The organism is Kitasatospora sp. NPDC048715 (assembly GCF_043198905.1).
Classification (GTDB): Bacteria; Actinomycetota; Actinomycetes; order Streptomycetales; family Streptomycetaceae; genus Kitasatospora; species Kitasatospora lactacystinica.
The window spans coordinates 49,638-72,831 of the sequence record NZ_JBICVH010000027.1 but is presented as its reverse complement, the minus strand read 5'-3'; the positions used below and the strand labels follow the sequence as shown (position 1 = coordinate 72,831).

At 75.3% G+C, this 23,194-nt stretch carries 16 protein-coding genes; 12 read left to right on the top strand and 4 right to left on the bottom strand.

Annotated features, from left to right (window positions below):
- Positions 1–37 precede the first annotated feature (37 nt).
- Positions 38–1,561, top strand: a complete 1,524-nt coding sequence (locus ACGFSC_RS38925) for a DUF4173 domain-containing protein (protein ID WP_359912702.1) — start codon at positions 38–40, stop codon at positions 1,559–1,561.
- 182 nt (positions 1,562–1,743) lie between these two features.
- On the opposite strand, the gene ACGFSC_RS38920 is transcribed toward ACGFSC_RS38925, so the two are convergent.
- Positions 1,744–3,291 (bottom strand): MFS transporter, encoded by a 1,548-nt coding sequence (locus ACGFSC_RS38920; protein WP_380350856.1) that lies wholly within the window; start codon positions 3,289–3,291, stop codon positions 1,744–1,746.
- 403 nt (positions 3,292–3,694) lie between these two features.
- Here ACGFSC_RS38920 and ACGFSC_RS38915 point away from each other — a divergent pair, with 403 nt between their 5' ends.
- From ACGFSC_RS38915 to ACGFSC_RS38905, 3 genes are all read left to right on the top strand, one after another.
- On the top strand, positions 3,695–4,300 hold the full coding sequence (locus ACGFSC_RS38915) for a TetR/AcrR family transcriptional regulator (protein ID WP_359912705.1): 606 nt from the start codon (positions 3,695–3,697) through the stop codon (positions 4,298–4,300).
- Between the two features lie 186 nt (positions 4,301–4,486).
- Positions 4,487–5,185, top strand: a complete 699-nt coding sequence (locus ACGFSC_RS38910) for a ribonuclease HII (RefSeq protein ID WP_359912708.1) — start codon at positions 4,487–4,489, stop codon at positions 5,183–5,185.
- Positions 5,186–5,286: 101 nt separating this feature from the next.
- Complete coding sequence (locus tag ACGFSC_RS38905; RefSeq protein WP_359912711.1) at positions 5,287–5,943, top strand: hypothetical protein; 657 nt, start codon at positions 5,287–5,289, stop codon at positions 5,941–5,943.
- 148 nt (positions 5,944–6,091) lie between these two features.
- Here ACGFSC_RS38905 and ACGFSC_RS38900 read toward each other — a convergent pair whose 3' ends face one another.
- The gene (locus ACGFSC_RS38900; protein ID WP_392864976.1) at positions 6,092–6,748 is read right to left on the bottom strand and encodes a hypothetical protein; all 657 of its coding nucleotides are present in this window, start codon (positions 6,746–6,748) and stop codon (positions 6,092–6,094) included.
- 426 nt (positions 6,749–7,174) lie between these two features.
- Positions 7,175–9,370: a RecQ family ATP-dependent DNA helicase gene (locus ACGFSC_RS38895; protein ID WP_359912717.1), complete on the bottom strand. Its 2,196-nt coding sequence runs from the start codon at positions 9,368–9,370 to the stop codon at positions 7,175–7,177.
- Positions 9,371–9,599: 229 nt separating this feature from the next.
- Here ACGFSC_RS38895 and ACGFSC_RS38890 point away from each other — a divergent pair, with 229 nt between their 5' ends.
- Entirely contained in the window at positions 9,600–11,177 is a 1,578-nt protein-coding gene (locus ACGFSC_RS38890; protein ID WP_359912719.1) for a DUF4192 family protein, read from the top strand.
- A 31-nt stretch (positions 11,178–11,208) separates the two neighbouring features.
- Here the strand turns inward: ACGFSC_RS38890 and ACGFSC_RS38885 are convergent, their stop codons facing one another.
- Positions 11,209–12,522, bottom strand: a complete 1,314-nt coding sequence (locus tag ACGFSC_RS38885; RefSeq protein WP_359912722.1) for an alpha/beta fold hydrolase — start codon at positions 12,520–12,522, stop codon at positions 11,209–11,211.
- Positions 12,523–13,293: 771 nt separating this feature from the next.
- Between ACGFSC_RS38885 and ACGFSC_RS38880 the strand changes: the two genes are divergently transcribed.
- The 7 genes from ACGFSC_RS38880 (at position 13,294) to ACGFSC_RS38850 (ending at position 23,095) form a co-directional block, all read left to right on the top strand.
- Positions 13,294–15,420, top strand: coding sequence for a glycogen debranching N-terminal domain-containing protein (locus tag ACGFSC_RS38880; RefSeq protein WP_359912746.1), 2,127 nt, complete (start codon positions 13,294–13,296; stop codon positions 15,418–15,420).
- 179 nt (positions 15,421–15,599) lie between these two features.
- The gene (locus ACGFSC_RS38875) at positions 15,600–16,358 is read left to right on the top strand and encodes an NUDIX domain-containing protein (RefSeq protein ID WP_359912725.1); all 759 of its coding nucleotides are present in this window, start codon (positions 15,600–15,602) and stop codon (positions 16,356–16,358) included.
- 193 nt (positions 16,359–16,551) lie between these two features.
- A complete protein-coding gene (locus ACGFSC_RS38870; RefSeq protein ID WP_359912728.1) occupies positions 16,552–16,830 on the top strand; it encodes a hypothetical protein in 279 nt (92 codons plus the stop codon).
- Positions 16,831–17,184: 354 nt separating this feature from the next.
- Positions 17,185–18,888 (top strand): ATP-binding cassette domain-containing protein, encoded by a 1,704-nt coding sequence (locus tag ACGFSC_RS38865; RefSeq protein WP_359912731.1) that lies wholly within the window; start codon positions 17,185–17,187, stop codon positions 18,886–18,888.
- A gap of 3 nt (positions 18,889–18,891) precedes the next feature.
- A complete protein-coding gene (locus ACGFSC_RS38860; RefSeq protein ID WP_359912734.1) occupies positions 18,892–19,797 on the top strand; it encodes a hypothetical protein in 906 nt (301 codons plus the stop codon).
- Between the two features lie 153 nt (positions 19,798–19,950).
- Positions 19,951–20,883 (top strand): FCD domain-containing protein, encoded by a 933-nt coding sequence (locus ACGFSC_RS38855; protein WP_359912737.1) that lies wholly within the window; start codon positions 19,951–19,953, stop codon positions 20,881–20,883.
- A gap of 571 nt (positions 20,884–21,454) precedes the next feature.
- Positions 21,455–23,095: an RNA polymerase sigma factor gene (locus ACGFSC_RS38850; protein WP_359912740.1), complete on the top strand. Its 1,641-nt coding sequence runs from the start codon at positions 21,455–21,457 to the stop codon at positions 23,093–23,095.
- Positions 23,096–23,194 lie beyond the last annotated feature (99 nt).

Here is a 23,194-nt window from a genome sequence, read left to right as displayed (position 1 = left end):
AGGGCGGCCGGGCCCGGGCCGGGTTCCCGGCGCGCCCGTGCCCTCGACCGGTGCGTGGCTGCGCCGCAGCGACCCCGAACGACGGGCGGCGGCCAGGCCCGGGGTCGCCCTGGCGGCCCTGCTCACCGGCCTGCTGACGGCCTGGCTGCTCTTCGACGGCCTGGGGCTCAACCTGCTGGTACTCGGCGCCGCCGTCGCCGTCGGGGCAGGGGTCACCGCCCGGGCGGCCGGTCGCCGGATCCGGCCCTGGACGGCGGCGTGGAGCCTGCTCGCCCTCGCCCTGCTCGCCGTTCCGGCCTGCTGGGACGCCTCCTGGCCCGGGGTGCTGGCTGCCGTCGGCGCGCTCGCGCTGGCCTCGCTGGCCCTGCACGGCGGCCGCCGCTGGGCGGGCGTGCTGTTCCCGCTGCCCGGCATCCTGTGGCAGCTGGTGCCCTCGGTGGTCTGGGTCTGGGAGAGCGTGGACCGGCGGAACCTGCCCGGCCGCGGCCGGATCGTCCCGGTGCTCAAGGCGCTCGCGGTCGCCGCCGGCCTGCTGACCGTCTTCGGCCTGCTGTTCGCCAGCGCCGACGCCGCCATGGCGGACCTGCTGGGCAGCCTCAGCCCGGACCTCGACCTCGACCAACTCCCGGGGCGCGGCGTCCTGTTCGTGCTCGGGTCGGCGACCGCGCTGGGCTTCGCGCACATGGCCGCCGGCCCGCGCCGCTGGGACCGTACGGTGATCCGGCCGGGCCGGGAGCGGCGCCGGCTGGAGTGGGCGCTGCCGCTGGTCGCGCTCAACCTGATGTTCGGCGTCTTCGCCGTGATCCAGGCCGTGGTGGTGCTCGGCGGGGCGGACGCCGTGCTGAGCAACACCGGGATGAGCCGCTCCGCGTACGCCCGGCAGGGCTTCTGGCAGCTGAGCGTGATCACCGTGCTCACGCTGGTCGTGGTGGCGGTCGCCAAGCGGTGGGCGCCGCGCAGCACCGCGGCCGACCGCCGGATGGCGCGGATCCTGCTCGGGCTGCTCTGCCTGCTGGCGCTGGCCGTGGTCGCCTCGGCGCTCGGCAGGATGTGGTTCTACGTGGACGCCTCCGGGCTCACCCGGCTGCGGCTCTGGGTGCTGGTGGTCGAGGTCTGGCTGGGCGCCGTCTTCCTGCTGCTGATCGCGGCAGGGCTGACCCGCCGCACCGGCTGGCTGCCGCGCGTCGTCGTCCTCAGCGGGATGCTCACCGCCGCGGTCTACGGCCTGATGGGCCCGGACGCGATCGTCGCCGAGCAGAACGTCACCCGGTACGAACGGGCGCTGCGGACCGACCCGCACACCGCGGCGATCGACCTGCGCAACGTCCGCCGGCTCGCGGCGGACGCGGTGCCCGCCCTGGACCGGCTCCCCGAGCCGCAGCGGAGCTGTGCGCTGCAGCTGATCGGTCAGGGCGTGGGCGGAGCGTCGAAGCCCTGGTACGCGACCAACCTGGCGGCCGCCCGGGCCCGGGAGATCCTGGCGGAGCGGCCGCTGATGGACTCGACGGCGCCCGGCCGCACGGCCTGCGACTGGGCGAGGCTGGCGTACGAGGACAGGTAGGACGACCGGGGCGGGGCCCGCGGACGGCGGCAGGGCCGGTCGGGAGCGTGCTGCTCCCGGCCGGCCCTGCGTCCTGCGGCGGCTTGTTGCGCCTGCTTGTGGCTTGTGGCTTGTCGCGCGGTGTCGCGGCCGCGGGCCGCGGTGCCGCCGCATCGTGACGGCGTCGGAGCGCCGTGACGGTGTCAGTGCATCGCGACGGCGGATGAGCCGCTCGGCAGGTCGCTGGCCTTGGCCTTGATCGCGAAGACCGCGACGAGCAGGGCGACCGCCGCGAGCGCGGCACCCACGATGAAGCCGTGCGAAATGCCCTGGGTGAGCACGGTGTTGGCAGCGTCCGTGCCCGGCGGGAACTCGTGGTGCTGCTGGAGGTAGGCCAGTTGCTCCGGCGTCGCGCTCTCCATGAACTTCGGCAGCTGCGCGGTGGCCTCCGCCGTGGCGTAGTGCGCGAAGACCGTGGTCAGGATCGACAGGCCGAGCGAACCGCCGATCTGCTGCATCGAGTTGAGGAGGCCGGAGGCGGCGCCGGTCTCCTCGCCCGGCACACCGGCGACGGAGAGCAGCATCACCGGGACGAAGATCAGACCCATGCCGAAGCCGAACACCACCGTGGGGCCGAGCACCCCGTCCAGGTAGCCGCTGTCCTTGCTCATCTGGGTCAGCCAGCTGAGCCCGACGGTGACCAGCAGCGCGCCGCCCGCCATGAAGGGCTTCGGGCCGTACTTGGCCTGGAGGTTGGAGGCGATCTGCGCGGCGATGATGATCGCGACGCTGATCGGGAGGAAGGAGACGCCGGCCTTCAGCGGGCTGTAGCCGAGCGGACCCTGCACGAACAGCACGACGTAGAAGAAGATGCCGAACATGGCCGCGGCCAGGCAGAGCATCATCACCAGGCCGCCGGTGCGGTTCCGGTCGGCGAACAGGTGCATCGGGGTGATCGGCTGGTCGGTGCGGCTCTCCACCACGAGGAAGGCCGCGAGCAGGATCGCGCCGGCCGCGAAGGAGCCGAGCGTGATGCCGTCCGACCAGCCGTCCGAGGCGGCCCGGATGAATCCGTAGACCAGGCCGACCAGGCCGAGAGTCGAGGTGAGCGCGCCGGGCAGGTCGAAGCGGCCCGGGTGGCGCTCGGACTCGGCGATGTAGCGCGGCGCGGCTATCGCGATCAGGATCGCGATCGGCACGTTGACGAAGAACACCCAGCGCCAGTTCAGGTACTCGGTGAGCAGACCGCCGGCCAGCAGGCCGATCGCGGCGCCCGAACCGGCGACCGCCGAGAACACGCCGAACGCGCGGTTGCGTTCGGGTCCTTCGTCGAAGTTGGTCGCGATCAGGGCGAAGGCGGTCGGGGAACAGATCGCGCCACCGATGCCCTGGAGCGCGCGGGCGGCCAGCAGCAGAGTGCTGTCCTGCGCGAAGCCGCCGAGCAGCGAGGCCAGGCCGAACAGCAGGGTGCCGAAGATGAACACCCGGCGGCGGCCGAGGATGTCGCCCGCGCGACCGCCGAGCAGCAGCAGCCCGCCGAAGGTCAGGGTGTAGGCGTTGATGACCCACGACAGGTCGGTGGTGGAGAAGCCCAGGGCGTCCTTGATGTGCGGAAGCGCGATGTTCACGATGGTCGCGTCGAGGACCACCATGAGCTGGGTGGCCGCGATGACGGTCAGGGTGATGCCCTTGCCCCGCCCCTGGCCCGTCCGCGGTGGCGAGTTCTTGCTGAGCGTGTCGGAGATGGCCACGAATGTGCCCCCTGCTGGCTGTGTGCTCGGTGGTGCGGTTCGGCGGAGTCGCCGGTCCGGGTGTGGCCGCGCGCCCTTGCGCAGGCCTGGAAGGAACGGGATCGTTCACTAATCGGGACGATATCCTGGCCGTGATTGTGAACGCAAGCGTTCCTTAAGGATGGTGGCGATGGAGCGGTTGGTGCGGCGCCTGGTGGCGGACCGGTCCGGTCGGTCGCGGGGAGGCCCCCCGGGGGGTCCTCCGGGAGGGCCGGCGGACTCGGCCGGCCAAGCGGACCCGGCGTCGAGGGAGGGGACCGTTCGGCCCGCGGAGGCGGACACCGGGGCGGCGGTCACGGGGCAGGGCGTCGGAGCCGGCGCGGAGCCGGGCGGCAGGCCGGGCGCGGACCCGGCCTTCTGCCCGGTGCGGGCCGCCCACCAGGCACTGAGGCGGCCGGCGCGGCGCCGGGGGAAGGAACTGGAGGCGGCGATCTTCGAGGCCGCGCTCGACCAGCTCACCTCCGGCGGATACGCGCGGCTGACCATGGAAGGGGTCGCCAGTGCGGCGCGGACCGGGAAGGCCGCGCTCTACCGGCGCTGGGCGTCCAAGGACGAACTCGTTCTCGACGCCCTGGACGCCACTCTCCCACGCCCTTACGACACCCCCGACCTCGGGTCCGCACGGGACGAACTCCACCGGCTCGTCGAGGGGTTCACGAAGGCGATGACCTCCCGGGTGGGCTCCGCGCTCAATGCGCTGATGGGCGAGATCGACCACGAGCGGGCCGAGGTCTTCAAGGCCTTCGTCACCGACCGGGTCATCGAGCCGACCGCGCGGACCATCCTGGAGATCCTGCGCCGCGGCGCCGAGCGCGGCGACGTCCGGCCCGGCGCGGCCACCCCCCTGGTGGCGGACGTCATTCCGGCGGTACTGCTCTACCAGGTCAAGATCCGCGGGCTGGAGAACATGGGGCCGGGCTTCGCCGGCCGGCTGGTGGACGAGGTGCTGGAGCCGATGATCCGGGCCTGAGGCGGCCCGCGCCGGGCGCGCGGAGCGTGTGGCCCGGTGGCCCCGCCCGCCCGTCGACGGCCCCGCCCGCCCGTCGACGGCCCCCGCCCGTCCGTCCGGTGACTGCCCCGCCCGCCCGGGCGGGCGGACTCGGCGGTCGCGGACCGGGCTTAGGCTGGAGGCTGCCCCCGCTGAACGGAAGACGCCATGCCCATCGTCCCCCCGACGCACTCCGTCGAACGCTCGCTCCGCCGGGCCGGCGCCAAGATCGTCGTCGGTCTCGACGAGGTCGGGCGCGGCGCCTGGGCCGGGCCGGTCACCGTGGGCGCGGCCGTCACCGGCCTGCGCAAGGCGCCGGAGGGGCTGACCGACTCCAAGCTGCTCACCGAGCTGCGCCGCCGCGCGCTCGCCCCCGTGCTCGCCGACTGGGTCACCGCGTACGCGCTCGGGCAGGCCTCCCCGCAGGAGTGCGACGAGCTCGGCATGACGGCGGCGCTGCGGCTGGCCGCCGTCCGCGCGCTGGAGGCGCTGCCGGTCGAACCCGACGCGGTGATCCTGGACGGCAAGCACGACTACCTCGGCGGCCCCTGGCGGGTGCGCACGGTGATCAAGGGCGACCAGTCCTGCATCTGCGTGTCCGCCGCCTCGGTGCTCGCCAAGGTCCACCGCGACGGCCTGATGGCCGAACTGGGCGAGGGGTGCCCGGAGTACGGCTTCGCCGACAACGCCGGCTACCCGTCCCCGGTGCACCGCGCCGCACTGGAGGAGTTCGGCCCCACCGGGCACCACCGGCTCTCCTGGGCGTACTTGGACGCACTGCCGAAGTGGCGCCATCTCAAGCGCGTCCGGGAGGGTGCGGGCGACGGCCGTGGGTCCGCCGACGAACAGTTGACGCTCGGTTTCTGACGATCCGTCTGGAATTGCCCCGGGAGGGGGCGGCAGGAGACCGGTGCCCAATGGGTGGGGCGCCCGTGCGCGTCCGACCGGCATTTGATAGATATCCGGGTATGCCTGTCTTCCCCGAGGAGCCGGAGATTCACGAGAGCATCCCGGGCCCCGGCGTTCCCTTCCCCCGCGAGTCGGACGCACAAGCCCCCGCCACCGCACCCACCACCACCGTCGCCGCCCCGGCTCCGGTGCCCGGCCCCCGTCCGGCGCCTCCGCGCCCGGTCCCGCCGCGCGCCGCCCGTCCGGGCCCGCCGCGACTGATCCCCAAGCCCGGGCCGGCACCGCGCCGCCCGGCCCCCGCCGCACCGCAGGTGGAGGTCCAACGGATCGCCGCCACCCCGGCGCGGGCCGTGGAGCACGCCGACGAGGCGGTCGACCTGCTGTTGGAGTCCGGCCGCGATCCGGGCGACATCCTGGTGCTGACGGTCGGCGAGGCCCACCCGTGGCAGCAGCACGAGCTCTCCTTCGGTGAGGAGCGCTACTGGGCGCAGCTCGCCGAGGGCGGGGACGTGTTCTACGCGGACGCCGCGCTGACCCGTCCGGTCACCCGCGAGGTGGTCGTCCTGGTGGTCAACGGCGGACCGTCCGCCCGGGCCGCCGAGGCGTACACCAAGGCGCTCGGCCGCGCGACCGCGCTGCTGGTGGTCTGCGGCGACGCCGGTCCGGCTGCCGTGGGCGCGGCCGGAGCCGCGCCGAGCCGTCCGGTCAAGGCCTGACCACAGTCGTCCACCCCGGGCCCGGTGCCGTCGTACGGTGCCGGGCCCGGGGTCCGTCCCACGGCGCTCGGGGCCGGTGGCGTCGGCAGGTGTCGACGGCCGGCGGTCGACCGTCGACGGCCCGGTGGGGCCGGTGGCCCGTGCGGACTCAGCCCGTGCCGGTGCGGCGCGTCGGTTCGGCCGCTGCGACCCGCGCCGCTGCCCACGGGGGCTCGGACTTCGGGGAGCGTGCCGCGTCCTCGCCGCGCTCGGCCTGGTCGGCGGTCTGTTGGCGGGTGCGGTGGTTGCGCGGGGCGTCCAGCGCCGAGCGCGGCGGCAGTTCCGTCACGGTGTGCACCGGCCCGTCGGCCCACGAGCCCGCGTGCGGGTTGCGTCCGCCCCGTCCGTCCCCGAGGACCTGCCAACCCGCCGGGGTGAGCCCGATGTACGCGCCGCAGCGCAGTCCGTGGAGCGCGGACGCGTCTCTCAGTGCCCACATCCAGGCGCCGTCCTGCTCCGTCCAGCCGGGTGCGCCGTCGCGGCAGCGCAGCAGTACGGCCGTCCGGGTCGGCTCGGACCGTCTCAGGTCGTGCGGAATGATCCGGCGCAGGTGCGTCAGCAGCGCGTTGCGGTGCTGCCAGCCGTCGGTGTCGTGCGGCCAGGGGGTGAACGAGGCCGAGGCGACGAGGCGGTGGAGCGCGTCCAGGACGGCGACCACGACGGTGCCCGGCTGCGGCAGGTGATGCTGGTGCAGTTCCAGGACGAACTCGCGGGGGTCGCGCAGCAACGGGATCCCCGAGGCGGTCCAGGTCTCCAGGTCCAGCACCCGTCTGGGTTCCGGACTCCCGGAGAAGGGGTTCTGACCTCGGTCGATACCGTTGATCACGATCCTCCTTCCTGGCCCGTGGGCAGGCGGGTGCCTGGGTACGCCGAAGGGCGGGGCCAGCGGACCGGGTTTCGGGTACCTCCCAATTCTCAGGGCATCGGGGGCAGAGCGGCAATGATGAAAAGATGAACGCCACCCGATAGCCCATGGTCTGCCGGATATGTTCCACAGCGGACCGAGTGCCGGGCAGGCGCCTCCAGGCCTTGATCCACGGCGCCCTGAGGGCAGGGCGAACCGTCATCGGCATGGTGAGCACTCCTTTCCCGGATCGTTCGGCCGGTGTGATCGAAATCGCTTCGCCTGATCCTTTCTGTTAGGCCATTCGGGTGAGTGGGTGGGCTTCGTCGACGGCCTTCCGCCGTCCCGTCACGCCTGCACGGCCAGTACCAGCGGCAGCACCGCGCTCGCCCCAGCCCGGCGCAGCAGCCGGGCGGCCACGGTGACCGTCCAGCCCGAGTCGACGAGGTCGTCCACCAGGAGCACCGGTCCACCGGCGGCCGCCACCGCCTGCTCCACCTCCGGGGGCAGGACCAGCGCGCCGGCCAGCGAGTGCAGCCGCTGGGCGCTGTTGCTGCGGGCACCGTGCGGGGGCAGCCCGCCGGCGTAGTCGATCCCGCCGAGCAGCGGCAGCCGCCCGACCTCGGCGATCCGGGCGCCCAGGCTGCCGACCAGCCGCGGCCTGGTCGAGGAGGCCATCGTCACCACGCCGACGGGCCGCTCCAGCCGGGCGCCCTCCGTCGTCGCGGGCCCGGCCCAGCCGCCCGGGCCCCGGGCCCAGTCGGCGAGCACCGCCACCAGCGCGTCCACCGCCTCGCCGGGCACCGGCACGTCCGGCGCCTGCTCGGCGAGCAGGCTGCGCAGCCGGGTGCCCCAGCCGATGTCGGACAGCCGGCCCAGCGCCCGGCCGGTCTCCGCCTGCTCGCCCGCGGGGATCCGGCCCTTGAGCGGCACCCCCAGCGAGTCCATCCCGGTCGGCCACAGCCGGCGCGGCTCGAAGCTCACGCCGGGGCGGCCGAGCGCGGCCCGGGCGGCCGCCAGCGTCTCCGCGGAGACGTCCGGGGTGTGCAGCGGCCCCGCGCAGTTGTCGCACCGCCCGCACGGCACGGCCTGCTCGTCGTCCAGCTGGCGGCGCAGGAACTCCATCCGGCAGCCGGTGCCCGCCGCATAGTCGCGCATCGCCCGCTGCTCCGCGTCCCGGGAGGCGGCGACCTTGGCGTAGCGGGCGCCGTCGTACGCCCAGCTCTGCCCGGTGGCCGTCCAGCCGCCCTTGACCCGGCGGACGGCACCGTCCACGTCGAGCACCTTGAGCATGGTCTCCAGCCGGGCCCGGCGCAGATCCACCCGGGGCTCCAGGGCGGCGGTGGAGAGCGGCCGGCCGGCCTCGGCGAGGGCGTCGATGGTGCGGCGCACCTGCTCCTCCGGCGGGAAGGCCAGCGAGGCGAAGTAGCGCCAGATCGCCTCGTCCTCGCGCCCGGGCAGCAGCAGCACCTCGGCCCGGTCCACCCCGCGCCCGGCGCGGCCGACCTGCTGGTAGTAGGCGATCGGCGAGCTGGGCGAGCCGAGGTGCACCACGAAGCCGAGGTCGGGCTTGTCGAAGCCCATGCCGAGTGCGGAGGTGGCGACCAGCGCCTTGACCCGGTTGGCCAGCAGGTCGGCCTCGGCGGTGCGGCGCTCGGCGTCCTCGGTGCGGCCGGAGTAGGAGGCCACCGGGAAGCCGCGCTCGCGCAGGAAGGCCGTCACCTCCTCGGCGGCGGCCACCGTCAGGGTGTAGACGATGCCCGAGCCGGGGAGCCGTTCGAGGTGGTCGGCCAGCCAGGCGAGGCGGTGGGCCGGGTCGGGCAGGGAGAGCACGCCCAGGGTGAGGCTCTCCCGGTCGAGCGGCCCGCGCAGCACCAGGGCGTGCTCGTCGGTGGCGCCGGTGCCGAGCTGTTCGGCGACGTCCGCGGTGACCCGGGCGTTGGCGGTGGCGGTGGTGGCCAGCACCGGGACGCCGGCCGGCAGGTCGGCGAGCATGGTGCGCAGCCGGCGGTAGTCGGGGCGGAAGTCGTGCCCCCAGTCCGAGATGCAGTGGGCCTCGTCGACCACCAGCAGGCCGGTGGAGGCGGCGAGCTCGGGCAGCACCTGGTCGCGGAAGTCCGGGTTGTTCAGCCGCTCGGGGCTGACCAGCAGGATGTCGACCTTCCCCGCGGCGACCTCCTCCTGGATCGCGGCCCACTCGTCGCTGTTGGCCGAGTTGATGGTGCGGGCGTGGATGCCGGCCCGGCCGGCCGACTCGACCTGGTTGCGCATCAGGGCGAGCAGCGGCGAGACGATCACCGTCGGCCCGGAGCCGCGGGCCCGGAGCAGGGCGGTGGCGATGAAGTAGACCGCGGACTTCCCCCAGCCGGTGCGCTGGACGACCAGGGCACGGCGGCGGTCGACCACGAGGGCCTCGATGGCCGTCCACTGGTCCTCGCGCAGGGTGGCTCCGGGGCCGGCGAGCTCGCGCAGGACGGCCTCGGCCCGCGCCCGGACCTCGGCGCGGTCGGCGGTGGCGGTGGTGTGGGTGTCGGGCTGCTGCATGGCGTCCATGTAACCCCGTACCGCTGACAAGCGACGAATGCGGGGGAGGGGAAGCGGGGGAAGGCGAGGTGTATTTCATCCGCTGATCCGCTGAACGGCGGACAAAATCCACCCGTGGGAGTGAGTCTTGCCTACTTCGAATGAGCGAAGGAAAATTCGGGGGCGGAGTTATCCACAGGAAAAAACTTAGTTCCGGTGTCGTCCGCGGATTGCGTCCACTCTTGCGGCCATGAACGCGATGAACAACGAACACGTCATTCTGTCCCTCGGCCCGGCCTCCGACCACCGGTCGGTCGTCATGCGCGGCCCGGCCGACATGGCCGAGCTGCTTCCGTACTTCCTGGGCTTCTACCCGGACGACAGCATCGTCGCGGTCGGGCTCCACGGCCCCGGCCTCCACCAGGGCGGGGTGATCCGGGCGGATCTGCCGCGGTCGCCCGCGCAGTGGCCGGCCGCGGCGGAGGAGACGGCCGCCCTGCTGGTCGCCCTCTCCGAGCGGCACGGCGCCCGGCCGCTCCAGGTGCTCCTCTACCTCTGCCAGGATCCCGGCACGGCCCACGCCCCTCCGGTGGTGGACGGGCTGCGGCCGCTGGCGCAGGCCCTCCGGGCGGCCTTCGGGCGCCGGGGCGTGGCCGTCAAGGAGTCGCTGTGCGTCTCGGACGGCCGCTGGTGGTCCTTCCTCTGCCGCGGCGACGGCTGCTGCGACGCGGCGGGCAATCCGGTGCGGCGCAGCCCCGACCCGGGTCCGGCGGCCGCCGCCGCGACGGTCGCCGGCCTGGTGCCGCGCGGCAGCCGGAAGGCGATCATCGGCGGGCTGGAGCCCGTCGGTCCGCCGGAGGCCGTCGCCCAGCGCGACGCGCTCGCCCGGGCGGAGGCCGTGGACGCCCTCGCCAGGGAGCAGCGCATCGCCCTGCTCGACCAGGCCGTCGCCGAGTTCCGGGCCGGGGCCGGGGAACTCGATCCGGACCGGACGGCCCAACTGCTGCTCGCCCTGCGGGACCGCCTGGTACGGGACCGCGGCGTCGAGTACGCCCGGCCCGACGAGCTGGCCCCGGCCGAGCGGCTCTGGCGCTTCCTCGCCCGGCGGGCGGTGCCGCCCTACGAGGGCTGCGCGGTGGCCCCGCTCACCCTGCTGGCCTGGACGTCCTGGGTCGCGGGGGACACGCCGACGGCCCGGGTCGTGCTCGGCCACGTCCTGCGGCTCGCCCCGGGCTACCTGCTGGCCGAACTGCTCTACGAGTCGCTCAACGACGGCATGACGCCCCAGGGCCTGTTGGCCGCCGTCGAGGCCCAGCGGCGGCGGCGCGAGGAGCCCGAGGCCGCGGCGGCCCCGGTCGACGAACCGCGGCCCCCGGTCGGCGGAGCGCCGGGCGCCGAGGGGTCACCGCCCGCTCAGGAAGCGCCGTCCGGTGGCGCGGCGGCTCCCGGGCCCGCCGTCCCGGGGGCGGGTGCGGCTCCCGGTGAACGGCCCGGGCGGTCCGCCGGTGGCCGACGGCATCGGCGGGGCGGTCGCCGGAAGGGCTCGTCCACGGCATCGGCACCGGCCGATCCGGGGCCGGGCGCGCCCGACGGCCCCGACGGCCCCGACAGCACGGAGCCGGGCGGTGGCGCCGCCGGGGCGGTCGCCCTGCTCCCGGCGCCCGGACGGGTCGAGCAGCCCGGGCACACCCGGGCGGCCGGCGAGCGGTCCGCCCGGGGCCTGCGGCTCGGCCGGGCCGCGGCGTGCGCGCCCGCCGCGGTCCGGACCGGCCTCCACCGCTGCCGGGGCGTCCGGCGGGCGGGGAGGGGGAGCCACCGTGCGCACTGAGCCCCGCGGCACGGCGCCGGCCCGCGGGCGGCTACGCCTCGCCGCGCGCCATCCTGATCAGGCGGTCCAGCACCTTGCCGCCGCTCAGCCGAAGGCCGTCGTGCTCCCACTCGTTGGTGATCCAGGCCCGCAGGCCGCGCACCGCGCGCGCGGTCTCCAGCGAGTCGGCGGTGTCCACGTACATGTCGTCGTGGTAGACCGCCGCCACCACCGGCACGGTGTTGGCGGCCAGCCGCGCCCGGTCGTACAGGTCGGGCCAGTCGGTGCGGGCGGCGAGCAGGTCCGCGGTCTCCTTCAGCGGGCGCAGCGCCGGGTCGGTGTCGAACATCCAGGGGTAGATCATCTCCCCGGTGAACAGCACCGGCGCGTCGGACTCCAGCGCGGCCCGGGCGTCGAACTGCGGGAACTCCTTGCGGACCCGCTCGGCCGCCCAGGCGGTGCCGCCCTGGTCCACCGACCGCTGGCCGTAGATCGACTCGTGCAGCACCGCGTACAGCGGACCGCCCGCGAAGGAGAGCTGGGCCTGGGCGCCGGCCAGGAAGGTGTCGGAGAGCTCGGGCCCGGCCGCGCCCTCCACCCAGGCCTCCTCCAGCAGGTAGTGGAGCGTGCCGGAGCCGTTACCACCACCGAGCAGCAGGCCGAGCAGCTGGAACGCCTCGACGGTGAGCAGCCCGCCGTCCGGCAGGGTCGCGGGGGAGTCGGCGAGGTGGGCCGCGATCCGGCGCACCGCCTGGACGTCCTGCGGGAACCGGGCGTAGTGCTCCTCGTTCTTGCGGACCACCCGCGGGTAGGCGGCGCGGTAGACGTCGTCGGCCGAGCTGCCGAGGCCGGCCAGGCCACCGGTGATGAAGGCCTCGGTCAGGCCCTCGGGGGCGATGGAGAGGTAGGTGAGGGTGCAGAAGCCGCCGAAGCTCTGGCCGAGCACGCTCCAGCGCCGGTCGGCGCCGAGCAGCCGCTCGCGGATCAGCTCGGCGTCCCGGACGATCGAGTCCGCCCGGAAGTGGGCCAGGTAGTCCGCCTGTTCCTGCGGGCCGCCGCGCCGGGCGAGGGTCTGCCGGGTCGCGGGGGTGGACCGCCCGGTGCCGCGCTGGTCGAGCAGCAGCACCCGGTAGTCGTCCAGGGCGCGCTCCAGCCAGGAGTCCCGGCCGAGCGGGCGGGCGGCCTTGCCGCCGGGACCGCCCTGGAGGAAGACCATCCAGGGCAGGTCGTCCCGCTCGCGGCCTGTGGCCACCACCTCGCGGGCGTACACCTCGATCTGCTCGCCCTGCGGGGCGGCGTGGTCGAGCGGCAGCTGGAACACGTGGTCGGTCGTGACAATCCCGGGCAGCCGGCTGATGGTGGACATGCAACTCCTCGGTCTCTGCTGGTCACAGCGATGGCGTCGCGGTTCACGGGGTCACCGGGTGCGGGGGCCGCGACCCCCGCACCGTATCCTGGCGGCGGTCGAGCACCGGTTCGACCGCCCCGCCCGTCCGATCGGACGGCCGAGCCCGACCGGCGGACGGCCCGAGCCGGCCCCGGCAGCGGCCCGGACGATGGGCGCCGGCCCCGGAGGGCGGAGGGTGACGTGCCCGCAGCGAGGCCCCGGTGACGATCCGACGGAAGCGGTACGACCGCCGAGCCGGGCAGCCCTGACCAGCGGTGCAGCGGCGGGGCGTGACCTGGTGGCGGTGCGCGGCGTTCACCCCCGGGGGCCTGCACCCGGTTCGGGCGGGCCGATCGGGCCGATCGCCGGGCGGAGCGGACCCGGCAGCCCGGGCACCGGCAGCGCTGGGTGACCGCGTGCGGCGCCACGACCGGTCGCCGCCACGGGACCGTACGGCCCGGAGGGCGCGGGCCGCGGGGGAAGGGCGTCACCGGCAGGCCGGGGCGCCGGACCTGACGGCGTGCCGGGCACGGCGGCGAGCCCCGGAACGAAGGCGCGGTGCGCCGGTACCCACCCGGTACCGAGCACCGCATGGCACGACCCACCGCCGGGTACGGCCAGACACGGCACATCCGCCGACGGGACGGCCCCGCCGGCCCGGCACCACCAGCACGCGATCGAGCACGCTCGCGGCCCACCGGCCTGACCCGGCCACCGGACCGCCGAGGGGAGGAGAGTCCGGTGACCGCCATGAGGCCACCACAGGCCATGCCGGCCGAGAGCGTGGTCGGCGCGCCGCCCAGGCCGATGGGCCGCCCCGACCAGGCCCCGGTGGCCGGGCCCGCGGGCGCACCGGTCGGCCCGGGCCGACCCGCGGCCCCGCCGCGCCCGCAGCCGCCCGCCGTCCACCACGCGGTGATCTGCGTCAACGCCCCGGCGATGGCCGCCTCCGGCCCCGACGGCCAGCTGCGCGGCCACGGCCTGCACGGCTTCTACCGCAACGGCGTCCGGGTGCTCGCCCGGATGGAGCTGCGGCTGGGCGGCATGGAGCCGCTGCCGCTCCAGGGCACCCTGACCAGCACCGCCCAGGCCCGCTTCCTCGGCGCGGTCCGCGTCCCCGGCGACCTGGACCCGGACCCGGCGCTCACCGTCGAACGGCTGCGGCACGCCGACGGCGTGGAGACGGTGGTCGTGCGCAACACCGGTCCGCGGCCCGCCCGGCTGCCCCTGGAGATAGCCCTCGGCACCGACCTCGGCCCGGTCGCCGAGATCGCCGCCGGGCACCGCCAGCCCGACCTGCCGGGCCAGGTGCAGTCCGCCGGGCTGCGCTGGACGGGGCCGGTGCACAGCGCCGTGGTCAGCGCCCAGCCCTCCCCGCACGCCGTCCTGGCCGGCGCCGGCGTGCTGCGTTGGGACCTGGAGATCCAGCCCGGCGCCCGCTGGTCGGTCGAGCTGCACACCGAGCTGGAGAGCGCCGTCGGCGGCCCGCGCCCGCCGGGCGGCCGCGGCACCGGAGCCCCGCTGCCCTGGTCCGAGCCGGAGGTCCGCAGCGACGACGGCCGGGCGGCTCCGCTGGTCTCCCGCTCGCTGGACGCCCTCGGCGGGCTGCTGTTCGCCGACCCGGACCGCCCGACCGACCTCTACCCGGCCTCCGGCGCGCCCTGGCGCTTCGGCCTCGCCCCGGCCGACGCGCTCTGGGCCGCCCGGCTGACCCTGCCGCTCGGCACCCGGCTGGCGGCCGGCACCCTCCGGGCGCTGGCCCGCCGTCAGCAGCTCGCCCCCGCCCCGGGCCGCACCGAGGGCCTGCTGCCCGGCGCCCTGCGGCACGGCGGTCCCGAGCTGCCGCCCACCTGCACCGCCACCGAGGCCACCCTGCTGTTCGTCACCGTGCTGACCGAGGCCTGGCGCTGGGGCCTGCCCCCGGCGGAGGTCGCCGAGCTGCTCCCGGCCGCCGAGCGGGCCCTGGCCGCCCTGCGCGAGGGCCTGGTCGACGGCTTCGTCACCGACCTGAGCCGCCCGCTGGAGGAGCGCTCCGCCCACCCGGTCGCCGCCCGCGCCGAGGTCCAGGCGCAGGCCCACCGCGCCGCCCTGCACGGGGCCGAGCTGCTGGAGGCCTTCGGCAGGCCGGGCGCCGAGGACTGGCGCGGCTGGGCCGCCGCGCTGCGCGGGCGCTTCCGCGAGCGGTTCTGGATCGACGACCTGTCCGGTGGCCGTCCCGCGGCCGGGCTGGCCCCGGGCGGCCAGCCGCTGCCCGCCGTCGCCTCCTCCCTGGTGCACCTGCTGGACACCGGGCTCGCCGTCGACGGCGGCCGGTACGAGAGCCTGCTGGACCGCGAGCAGACCCGGCTGCTCGCCCAGCGCCTGGTCGCGCCGGAGCTGGACAGCGGCTGGGGCCTGCGCACGCTGAGCGCCAAGTCCCCCCGGTTCAACCCGCTGGGTCACCGCGGCGGTGCGGTGCGGGTCCACGAGACGGCCCTGGCGATCGCCGGACTGGCCGAGGCCGGTCACGAGAACGAGGCCGGCACCCTGCTGGAGGGCCTGCTCGCCGCGAGCGCCCACTTCGAGGGGCGGCTGCCGGAGATGTACGCGGGGGAGCAGCGCACCCCGGGCTGCCCGCCGGTGCCGCACCCGGCCGCCTGTCGCCCGGCAGCGGTCTCCGCGGCCGCCGCCGCGCACGCGGTGTTCGCCCTCGCCGGGGTCCGGCCCGACGTCCCGGGTGGCCGGGTGCTGGTCCGCCCGGCCAGCACCGCACCGCTCGGCGAGCTGGAGCTGACCGGCCTGCGGGTGGCGGGCGAGCCGTTCTCCGTCCGGGTGAGCCGGATCGGCGTGGCGATGGTGGAGGAGGCGTCCACGGACCTGCAACTCGTCGCCCGCTGAGCCGCCGCGGGGGCTCGTGCCCCGCGGCGGTGACACCGGGTCACCGGCGCCGCGCCTGCCCGTTCCCGGTCCCGCGCTGGACGGGTGCGAACCGCACGGGGCCCGTGCGGGGCCCCGGCCCTGCGCGGTCCCCGCACGGGCCTGTGCTTATCGTCAGAGAGACGACTATGATCGTCGCCATGTCGCGTTACGATCCGTCGGCCTTTCCCCCGTTCGCTGTCACGGTTGACCTCGTGGTGCTGACGGTGCGCGACCACTCGCTCTGTGCCCTGCTGGTCAGACGAGGCGAGCCGCCGTTCCAGGGGTACTGGGCGCTGCCCGGCGGCTTCGTCCGCCCGGACGAGGGCCTGGCCGAGGCCGCCTCCCGCGAGCTGGCCGAGGAGACCGGCCTGCGCGCGCACACCGCCCCCGGCCACGACGCTGTCGGCCCCGGCGCGGCCGGTGCCCACCTGGAGCAGCTCGCCACCTACGGCCACCCGCAGCGCGACCCCCGGATGCGCGTGGTCAGCGTCGCCTACCTGGTGCTGGCTCCCGATCTGCCCACGCCCCGGGCCGGCGGCGACGCCAGCAGCGCCCGCTGGGCCCCGGTCGGCGAACTCCTCGGCGAGAACCCGGCCGACGGCGTCCCGCTCGCCTTCGACCACGGCCTGATCCTCGCCGACGGTGTGGAACGCGCCCGCTCCAAGATCGAGTACTCCTCCCTCGCCACCGCCTTCTGCCCGACCGAGTTCACCGTCGGCGAGCTGCGCCGGGTCTACGAGGCGGTCTGGGGCGTGGTGCTGGACCCGCGGAACTTCCACCGCAAGGTCACCGGCACCCCCGGCTTCCTGCTGCCCTCGGGCGGCACGACGACGCGTCAGGGCGGCCGTCCGGCCCAGCTGTTCACCGCCGGCGGGGCGACCGTCCTCAACCCGCCCATGCTCCGCCCGGAGTCCTGAGCGCCGCCGGACCCGTACCCGGCCCGTCCGTGCCCGCCCCGTCCCGATCCCGCTCGGCCAGTCCTGTCGCGGTGCGCGGCCCCGAGGCAGCCGAATGGCCTGGCCTGGCTGCGAACGCGGGGCCGGCGGCGCAGAGTGTCGGTGGACGCTCCGGCCGCCGGGCCGGAGGCCTTCCGGCCCAGGGAGCCCCGCGATGGCCATCGAGGACTGCGCCAACCAGCGAACCCTCATCGAGGGGCTGGCGGCGGACTACCGGAGCCTCGACGAGACCACCACCGCCACGGAGAAGGAACTGGCCGCACTGCAGGTCGAGCAGGCGGCGCCCGAGGCGGTCGCCGCCGTGGAGGAACGGCTGGCCGCCGAGCGGGAGCGACTGGGTGAGATCACGGTGGAGGGCCAGGCCGCCGTCGACGAGTTCCACGCGGTGTGCGGCGGCGAGCAGCTCCCACCCCCGCCCTGGCCTCCCCGCTAGCGGCCGCGCCCCGTCCTCGGGCACGGCGCTGCGCCCGGCCTGAGCTCCCGGGGCCACCGATGCCGGTGAAGCTCCCGAAGCCCCGGAGCCATCAGCGCTCCCGGAGCCGGCCGGAGCGGCCCGGGTCCGGAGCGTCCCGGGTCCGGAACGGACCGGTCCCCCGTGAATCGCAGGATCGGATTTTCCCCTGATCGGGTGAGGTGGGCAGTCGGCGGGCCCGTGCCGTTCCCGCAATGCCCGGAATAGCCGCCGTCGCCCCCTAATGTGCTGGCGCGGAGCCGCGCGGGTGCATGCCCGCCCCTCAGGGGCGCTCCGCGTCGAGCAGGTCGGCCGAGGGCATGGGAGCAGCCAGCGATGATCCAGATCACCGGACTGACCAAGGTCTATCGCAAGGGCGCTCCGCCCGCGGTACTCGATCTGACCTTCGACGCCCGGCCCGGCACGGTGACCGCGCTGCTCGGCGCCGAGGGGGCGGGCAAGTCCACCGCGCTGCGGCTGATGCTCGAACTCGAACGGGGCCAGGGCGTCACGTTCTTCGGCGACCGCCCGTACCGCCGGCTGCGCCACCCCGAACGCGTGGTCGGGGTGATGATGCCCGGCGCCGAGGAGTCCGCAGTGGCCGGTCACCCGGGCCGCAAGGCGCGCAGCCACCTGCGGATGCTCGCCGCTGCCGTCGGCGTCCCGGCCCGCCGGGCCGACGAACTGCTGGAGCAGACCAGGCTGGCCGCGGTCGCCGGGCAGCGGTTGCGCACCTTCTCGCCCGGCATGCACCGCCGCCTGGCGCTGGCCGCCGCCCTGCTCGGCGACCCCGGCGCGCTGCTGCTGGACGGGCCCGCCGACGGCCTGTCACCGCGCAACGTCGAGTGGTTCCACTCCTTCCTGCGCTCCTTCGGCGCCGCCGGCGGAACGGTCCTGGTGACCACCCGCAGCCCGCAGGAGGCCTCGCAGCTCGCGGACCGGGTGGTCACCCTGGACCGCGGCCGGCTGGTGGCCGACCAGCCCGTCGCGGAGTTCCGGCAGACCAGGCTCAGTCCCGAAGTGGCCGTCCGGGGGCCGCAGATGGCGCGACTGGCCGATCTGCTGGTCAGCCAGGGCGCGGACGTCCGCCGGGACGGCAGCGTCGGTCTCGCGGTGGCCGGGATCGACCGCACCGAGATCGGCGAACTCGCCTACCGCCACGGGATCCTGCTGCACGAGCTGGCCGACCGGGTGGTCGAGCAGCCGGCGCCGCGGGTCGTCCTTCCGGTCGGCTCGGGCCGCTCCGGCGAGCTCCGCCTCCACCCGGAACCCGAGACCGGTCCGAGCCAGGAGCCTGGCCGGCGGCCGAACCGGGAACCGGCCCGGGAGGCGGGTCCGAAGCCGGCCGCCCGGCGGGTCCCCGAGCCGGCCGCCGAGCCCGTTCCGGGCGAGGCCGTGAGGTCCCCGGCCGAGCCCGCGACGGCCCCGCCCCTGCCCCCGCCCCCGACCCTGACCCCGGCCGAACCGGCCACCGCCGCCGCGCCGGGAGGCGCCGCCGTCCCGAAGTGCGGGGCTCCCCGCCGCCCCCGGCAGGATGGTTCCCTGCCCGCCCGCGCCCTGCCCGCCGTGGCCGTCGCCGCCGCCCTCCCGGCCGCCGCGCTCCCCGTCCTCGGCTCGGCCGGCCGCCGACCCGAGCCGCCGGGCCGTCGCTCCGGGCCGTCCATGCGGACGGGGGTCGACGCCATGGACGAACCCGCGCCCATGGTGGCCGTCGACCGGCTCTTCCGCGACGACCCGGCCCCGCCGCTGGAGCCCGCCCGGGTCCGGCCCCTCGGCCGCCGGGCCAGCGCCGACGACCTGCTCACCGACGACACCGTGCGCCTCCGGCGCCCCGCCTCGGGCGCGACCGCCGTCCGAGCCTCCGCCGTCCGGGGCGCCGCCGCCCAGAGCCCCGTCAGGCGAGCCGCCCCGGCCACCCCGGGCACCCCGGCCACTCCGGGCACCCCGGCCACTCCGGGCACCCCGGCCACTCCGGGCACCCCGGCCGCCCCGGGGACCTCTGCAGCCCCCGCCATCCCCGACGACCACTGGAGCGAGTGAACCGTGCGTGTCCTGGCCTACGAGCTGCGCCGCCTGCGCGGCCTGCGTTCCACCTGGCTGCTGCTCGCCGCCGTACTGCTCGGCGACGCCGGGGTGGCCGCCGTCCTGGCGAGCCAGGCCCCGGACGGCCCGCTGACGGCCCCGGCGGGGGTGCGGCTGCTGACCGCCGCCGTCCCGCTGATCCCGCTGCCCTTCGCGGCGCTCGGCGCCGGGGTGCTGGGCGCGCTCTCGTACGGGCACGAGGTGCGCCACCCGGGGCTGGTGGCCTCGCAGGTGTCGTACCCGCGCCGGGTGCGGCTGCTGCTGGCCAAGCTGGTGGTGATCGGCCCGGTGGCGGCGCTGCTGGCGCTGGCCACCCTGCTGTTCGACACGGCGGCCGTGCACCTCGCGCTGCCGGACGGCGTCACGGTGGCGGCCTGGGCGGACCCGTCCGCACTGTCGGACCGGGCCTTCGAGGCGCTGACCGGTGCGGGGGTGTCCGGGCTGTCCGACCTGCCGGGTGTGGGCGCCCCGCTCGGGCTGGTGGCCGGCCACGGGGTGCCCGCCGCCCTGCTGGCCTTCGTCCTGCTCACCGTGGTGGCGGGCTGGACCGGGGTGCTGGCCGCCTCGCTGACCCGCAGTGCCGCGGCCGGGGTGCTGCTGCTGTGCGCGCTGCCGCCGCTGCTGGAGTCCGGCGTCGCCCTGCTGCTTCGCCGCACCGGCAGGCCGTGGCCGACCCGGGCGACCGAACTGCTGCCGTTCCAGTCCGGGATCGAGTGGGCCTACGGCTGGGTGTACGGCGGTGCGCACGAGGCGGTGGCCGGGAGCGCGGCGCTGACCGATCCGGCGCTGCTCGCCGCGGTCGCGACCCCTGCGGCGCTCCTGCTGCTGGCCGCCCTGCTGGCCCAGGCCCGCCGCCGCGCCCTGTAGCGCCGCGTCGCACGGGGCCGCCCGCCCGGGCCCGAGGCCGCGTCACGGGTGCGGTCCTGCCCGGGACTTCCAAGATCGACCAGCAGTGACCGTAATGCGCGGTTCTTCCTGATAAGAAGTCAATTATCCAGTCACGGTCGATCACCCTTTCGTGTGCTTTTCACGAGAATTCTCAAGCCACGCCTGCCGATCGCCGACAAAGGAGGCGTGAGTACCCTTGCGCACCCCACCATGACCCCCGCCCGTTCCGCCGATGGGCCCATCCACGGTCCCGGCGACCTGGACCGCTTCTCGTACGCCGACCGGCCGACCCCGCCGGTGCCCCGCTGGGAGGGCGCCGAGTCGGACATCGCCCGGGTCGGCCGCAAGACCACCAGCAGCCGGGGCCGCGGTCTGCACGGCCAGCTGGTCCAGCAGCTCGGCCAGATGATCGTCTCCGGCGACCTCGGTGCCGACCGCCCGCTGGTGCCCGAGGAGATCGGCCAGCGGTTCGAGGTCTCCCGCACCGTCGTCCGCGAGTCGCTGCGAGTGCTGGAGGCCAAGGGCCTGGTCAGCGCCCGGCCGAACGTCGGCACCCGGGTCCGTCCGGTCGGCGACTGGAACCTGCTGGACCCGGACATCATCGAGTGGCGCGCCTTCGGGCCGCAGCGGGACGAGCAGCGCCGGGAGCTGTTCGAGCTCCGCTGGGCGATCGAGCCGCTGGCCGCCCGGCTCGCCTCCGGCCACGGCCGGGAGGACGTCCAGCAGCGCCTGGTCGAGCTGGTCGAGATCATGAGCCACGCCGCCTCCCAGGCCGACCTCTCGACCTACACCCGGGCCGACGCCGAGCTGCACGGCCTGGTCCTCCAGATGGCGGGCAACCGGATGCTGGAGCACCTGTCCGGGATCGTCGCCTGCGCGCTGCAGGTCTCGGGCGGTCCGGCGATCTCCTGCGAGCGCCCCACGGAGTCCTCAGTCAGCCTGCACGCCCGGCTGGTGGAGGCGCTGGGTGCCGGCGACGGCGCCGCGGGCGAGGTCGCGATGCGGGCGCTGCTCACCGTCCATCCCGAGATCGAGCCGTCCGTTCCCGCGCCCAGGGAGCACTGAACGGGCTGTTTTCCACGAGCGGAGGCGCCGGACGGCGGCGGCCCGCTCCGCCCGGGCCCTCCGGCCGCACCGCGCGGCGCAGCCGGGGGGCTTCCGCATGCCGCCGTCCCACCGGGCGGAGCCGGCGGGGGCCGCGTGGCCCGAGGGGGCGGCGTCCCCAGGGGGCGAACCGCCGGGAGCGGCCCGGTGGGAGCGGCCCGGCGAATGCGGGCGGCGAAAACGGACGGCGAAAGCGGGCCCACGTCGGGCTTGTCCATGACAATAGTTTCACCGGCGAGTGCGCGATGATGGAAGCGGCTCCGGGTTGCGGGCGCCGGATGGTGTGACCCGCGACACGAAGGCCATGCGTAACACTTGACGAGTAGCAGCGATGTGTCCTGAGCGGAAGCAGCTCCGGAATACTCCAACATGTCAGAATGCTGTGTTGGTCCGCGGCGCTGCTGCCGTCCTGCAAACCCAGTCCTCAAGCCCGAGTCGGTCGGAATCGACACCGCGCGTCCGACGCGCGATCTCCTTCCCCGCCCGCTCGGGCGGCCGGTACGGGTTCGAGATCCACTCATCGTCCGAGAGGTTGTTCGTGTCGGCCAGCACATCCCGTTCGCTTCCCCCCGAGATCGCCGAGTCCGCGGCTCTGCTGGCTCTCATCGAGCGGGGCAAGGCCCAGGGGCAGATCGCCGGTGACGACGTGCGCCAGGCGTTCGAGGCGGACCAGATCCCGGTCACCAAGTGGAAGAACGTCATGCGCAGCCTCAATCAGGTGCTGATTGAGGAGGGCGTGGACCTCATGGTCAGCGCGGCCGAACCGGCCGGCGCCAAGCGCAAGAGCGTTGCTGCCAAGAGCCCCACCAAGCGCACCGCCACCAAGGCTGTCACCACCCGGACCCCGTCGGCCCCGACCAAGCCGCCCGTGCGGATCGCCCCCGGCGCTCCCGTCGCGGCTCCGGCCGTCGTCGCCGCCGCGGCCACGGCTCCCACCGTCTCCGCCGAGATCACCGTCGAGGAGACGACCGGCGTCGTCGCCGGGGTGAAGGCGGCTCCTGCCAAGAAGGCCGCGCCGGCCAAGAAGGCCGCCGCCAAGAAGGCCGCGCCGGCCAAGAAGGCCGCCGCCAAGAAGACCGCCGCCGGCAAGACCGCCAAGGGCGACGAGGAGCTGCTCGGCGAGGAGGAGCTGCTCGAGGACGTCGCGCTGCCCGGTGACAAGACCGAGGCCGAGGGCACCGGTCCGGAGGAGGAGTCGGAGGGCTTCGTCCTCTCCGACGACGACGAGGACGACGCGCCGGCCCAGCAGGTCGCCGTCGCCGGCGCCACCGCCGACCCGGTCAAGGACTACCTGAAGCAGATCGGCAAGGTCCCGCTGCTCAACGCCGAGCAGGAGGTCGAGCTCGCCAAGCGCATCGAGGCCGGTCTGTTCGCCGAGGACAAGCTCTCGGCCGCCGACAAGCTCGCCCCGAAGCTCAAGCGCGAGCTGGAGATCATCGCCGAGGACGGCCGCCGGGCCAAGAACCACCTGCTGGAGGCCAACCTCCGTCTGGTGGTCTCGCTGGCCAAGCGCTACACCGGTCGCGGCATGCTCTTCCTGGACCTGATCCAGGAGGGCAACCTCGGTCTGATCCGTGCGGTCGAGAAGTTCGACTACACCAAGGGCTACAAGTTCTCGACCTACGCCACCTGGTGGATCCGCCAGGCGATCACCCGCGCCATGGCCGACCAGGCGCGCACCATCCGCATCCCGGTGCACATGGTCGAGGTCATCAACAAGCTGGCCCGCGTCCAGCGCCAGATGCTCCAGGACCTGGGCCGCGAGCCCACCCCGGAGGAGCTGGCCAAGGAACTCGACATGACCCCCGAGAAGGTCATCGAGGTCCAGAAGTACGGCCGCGAGCCGATCTCGCTGCACACCCCGCTGGGCGAGGACGGCGACAGCGAGTTCGGTGACCTGATCGAGGACTCCGAGGCGGTCGTCCCGGCCGACGCGGTCTCCTTCACCCTGCTCCAGGAGCAGCTGCACTCGGTGCTGGACACCCTGTCCGAGCGCGAGGCGGGCGTGGTCTCGATGCGCTTCGGCCTGACCGACGGCCAGCCGAAGACGCTGGACGAGATCGGCAAGGTGTACGGGGTCACCCGTGAGCGCATCCGCCAGATCGAGTCGAAGACCATGTCGAAGCTGCGCCACCCGTCGCGCTCCCAGGTGCTGCGCGACTACCTGGACTGATCGACGGCAGTCGTTCCACGCGAAGGCCCGGAGCCGCACGGCTCCGGGCCTTCGCGGCTGTCCGGGCCCGGGCGTGTCAGCGTCCGGGTGGTGGTTGTC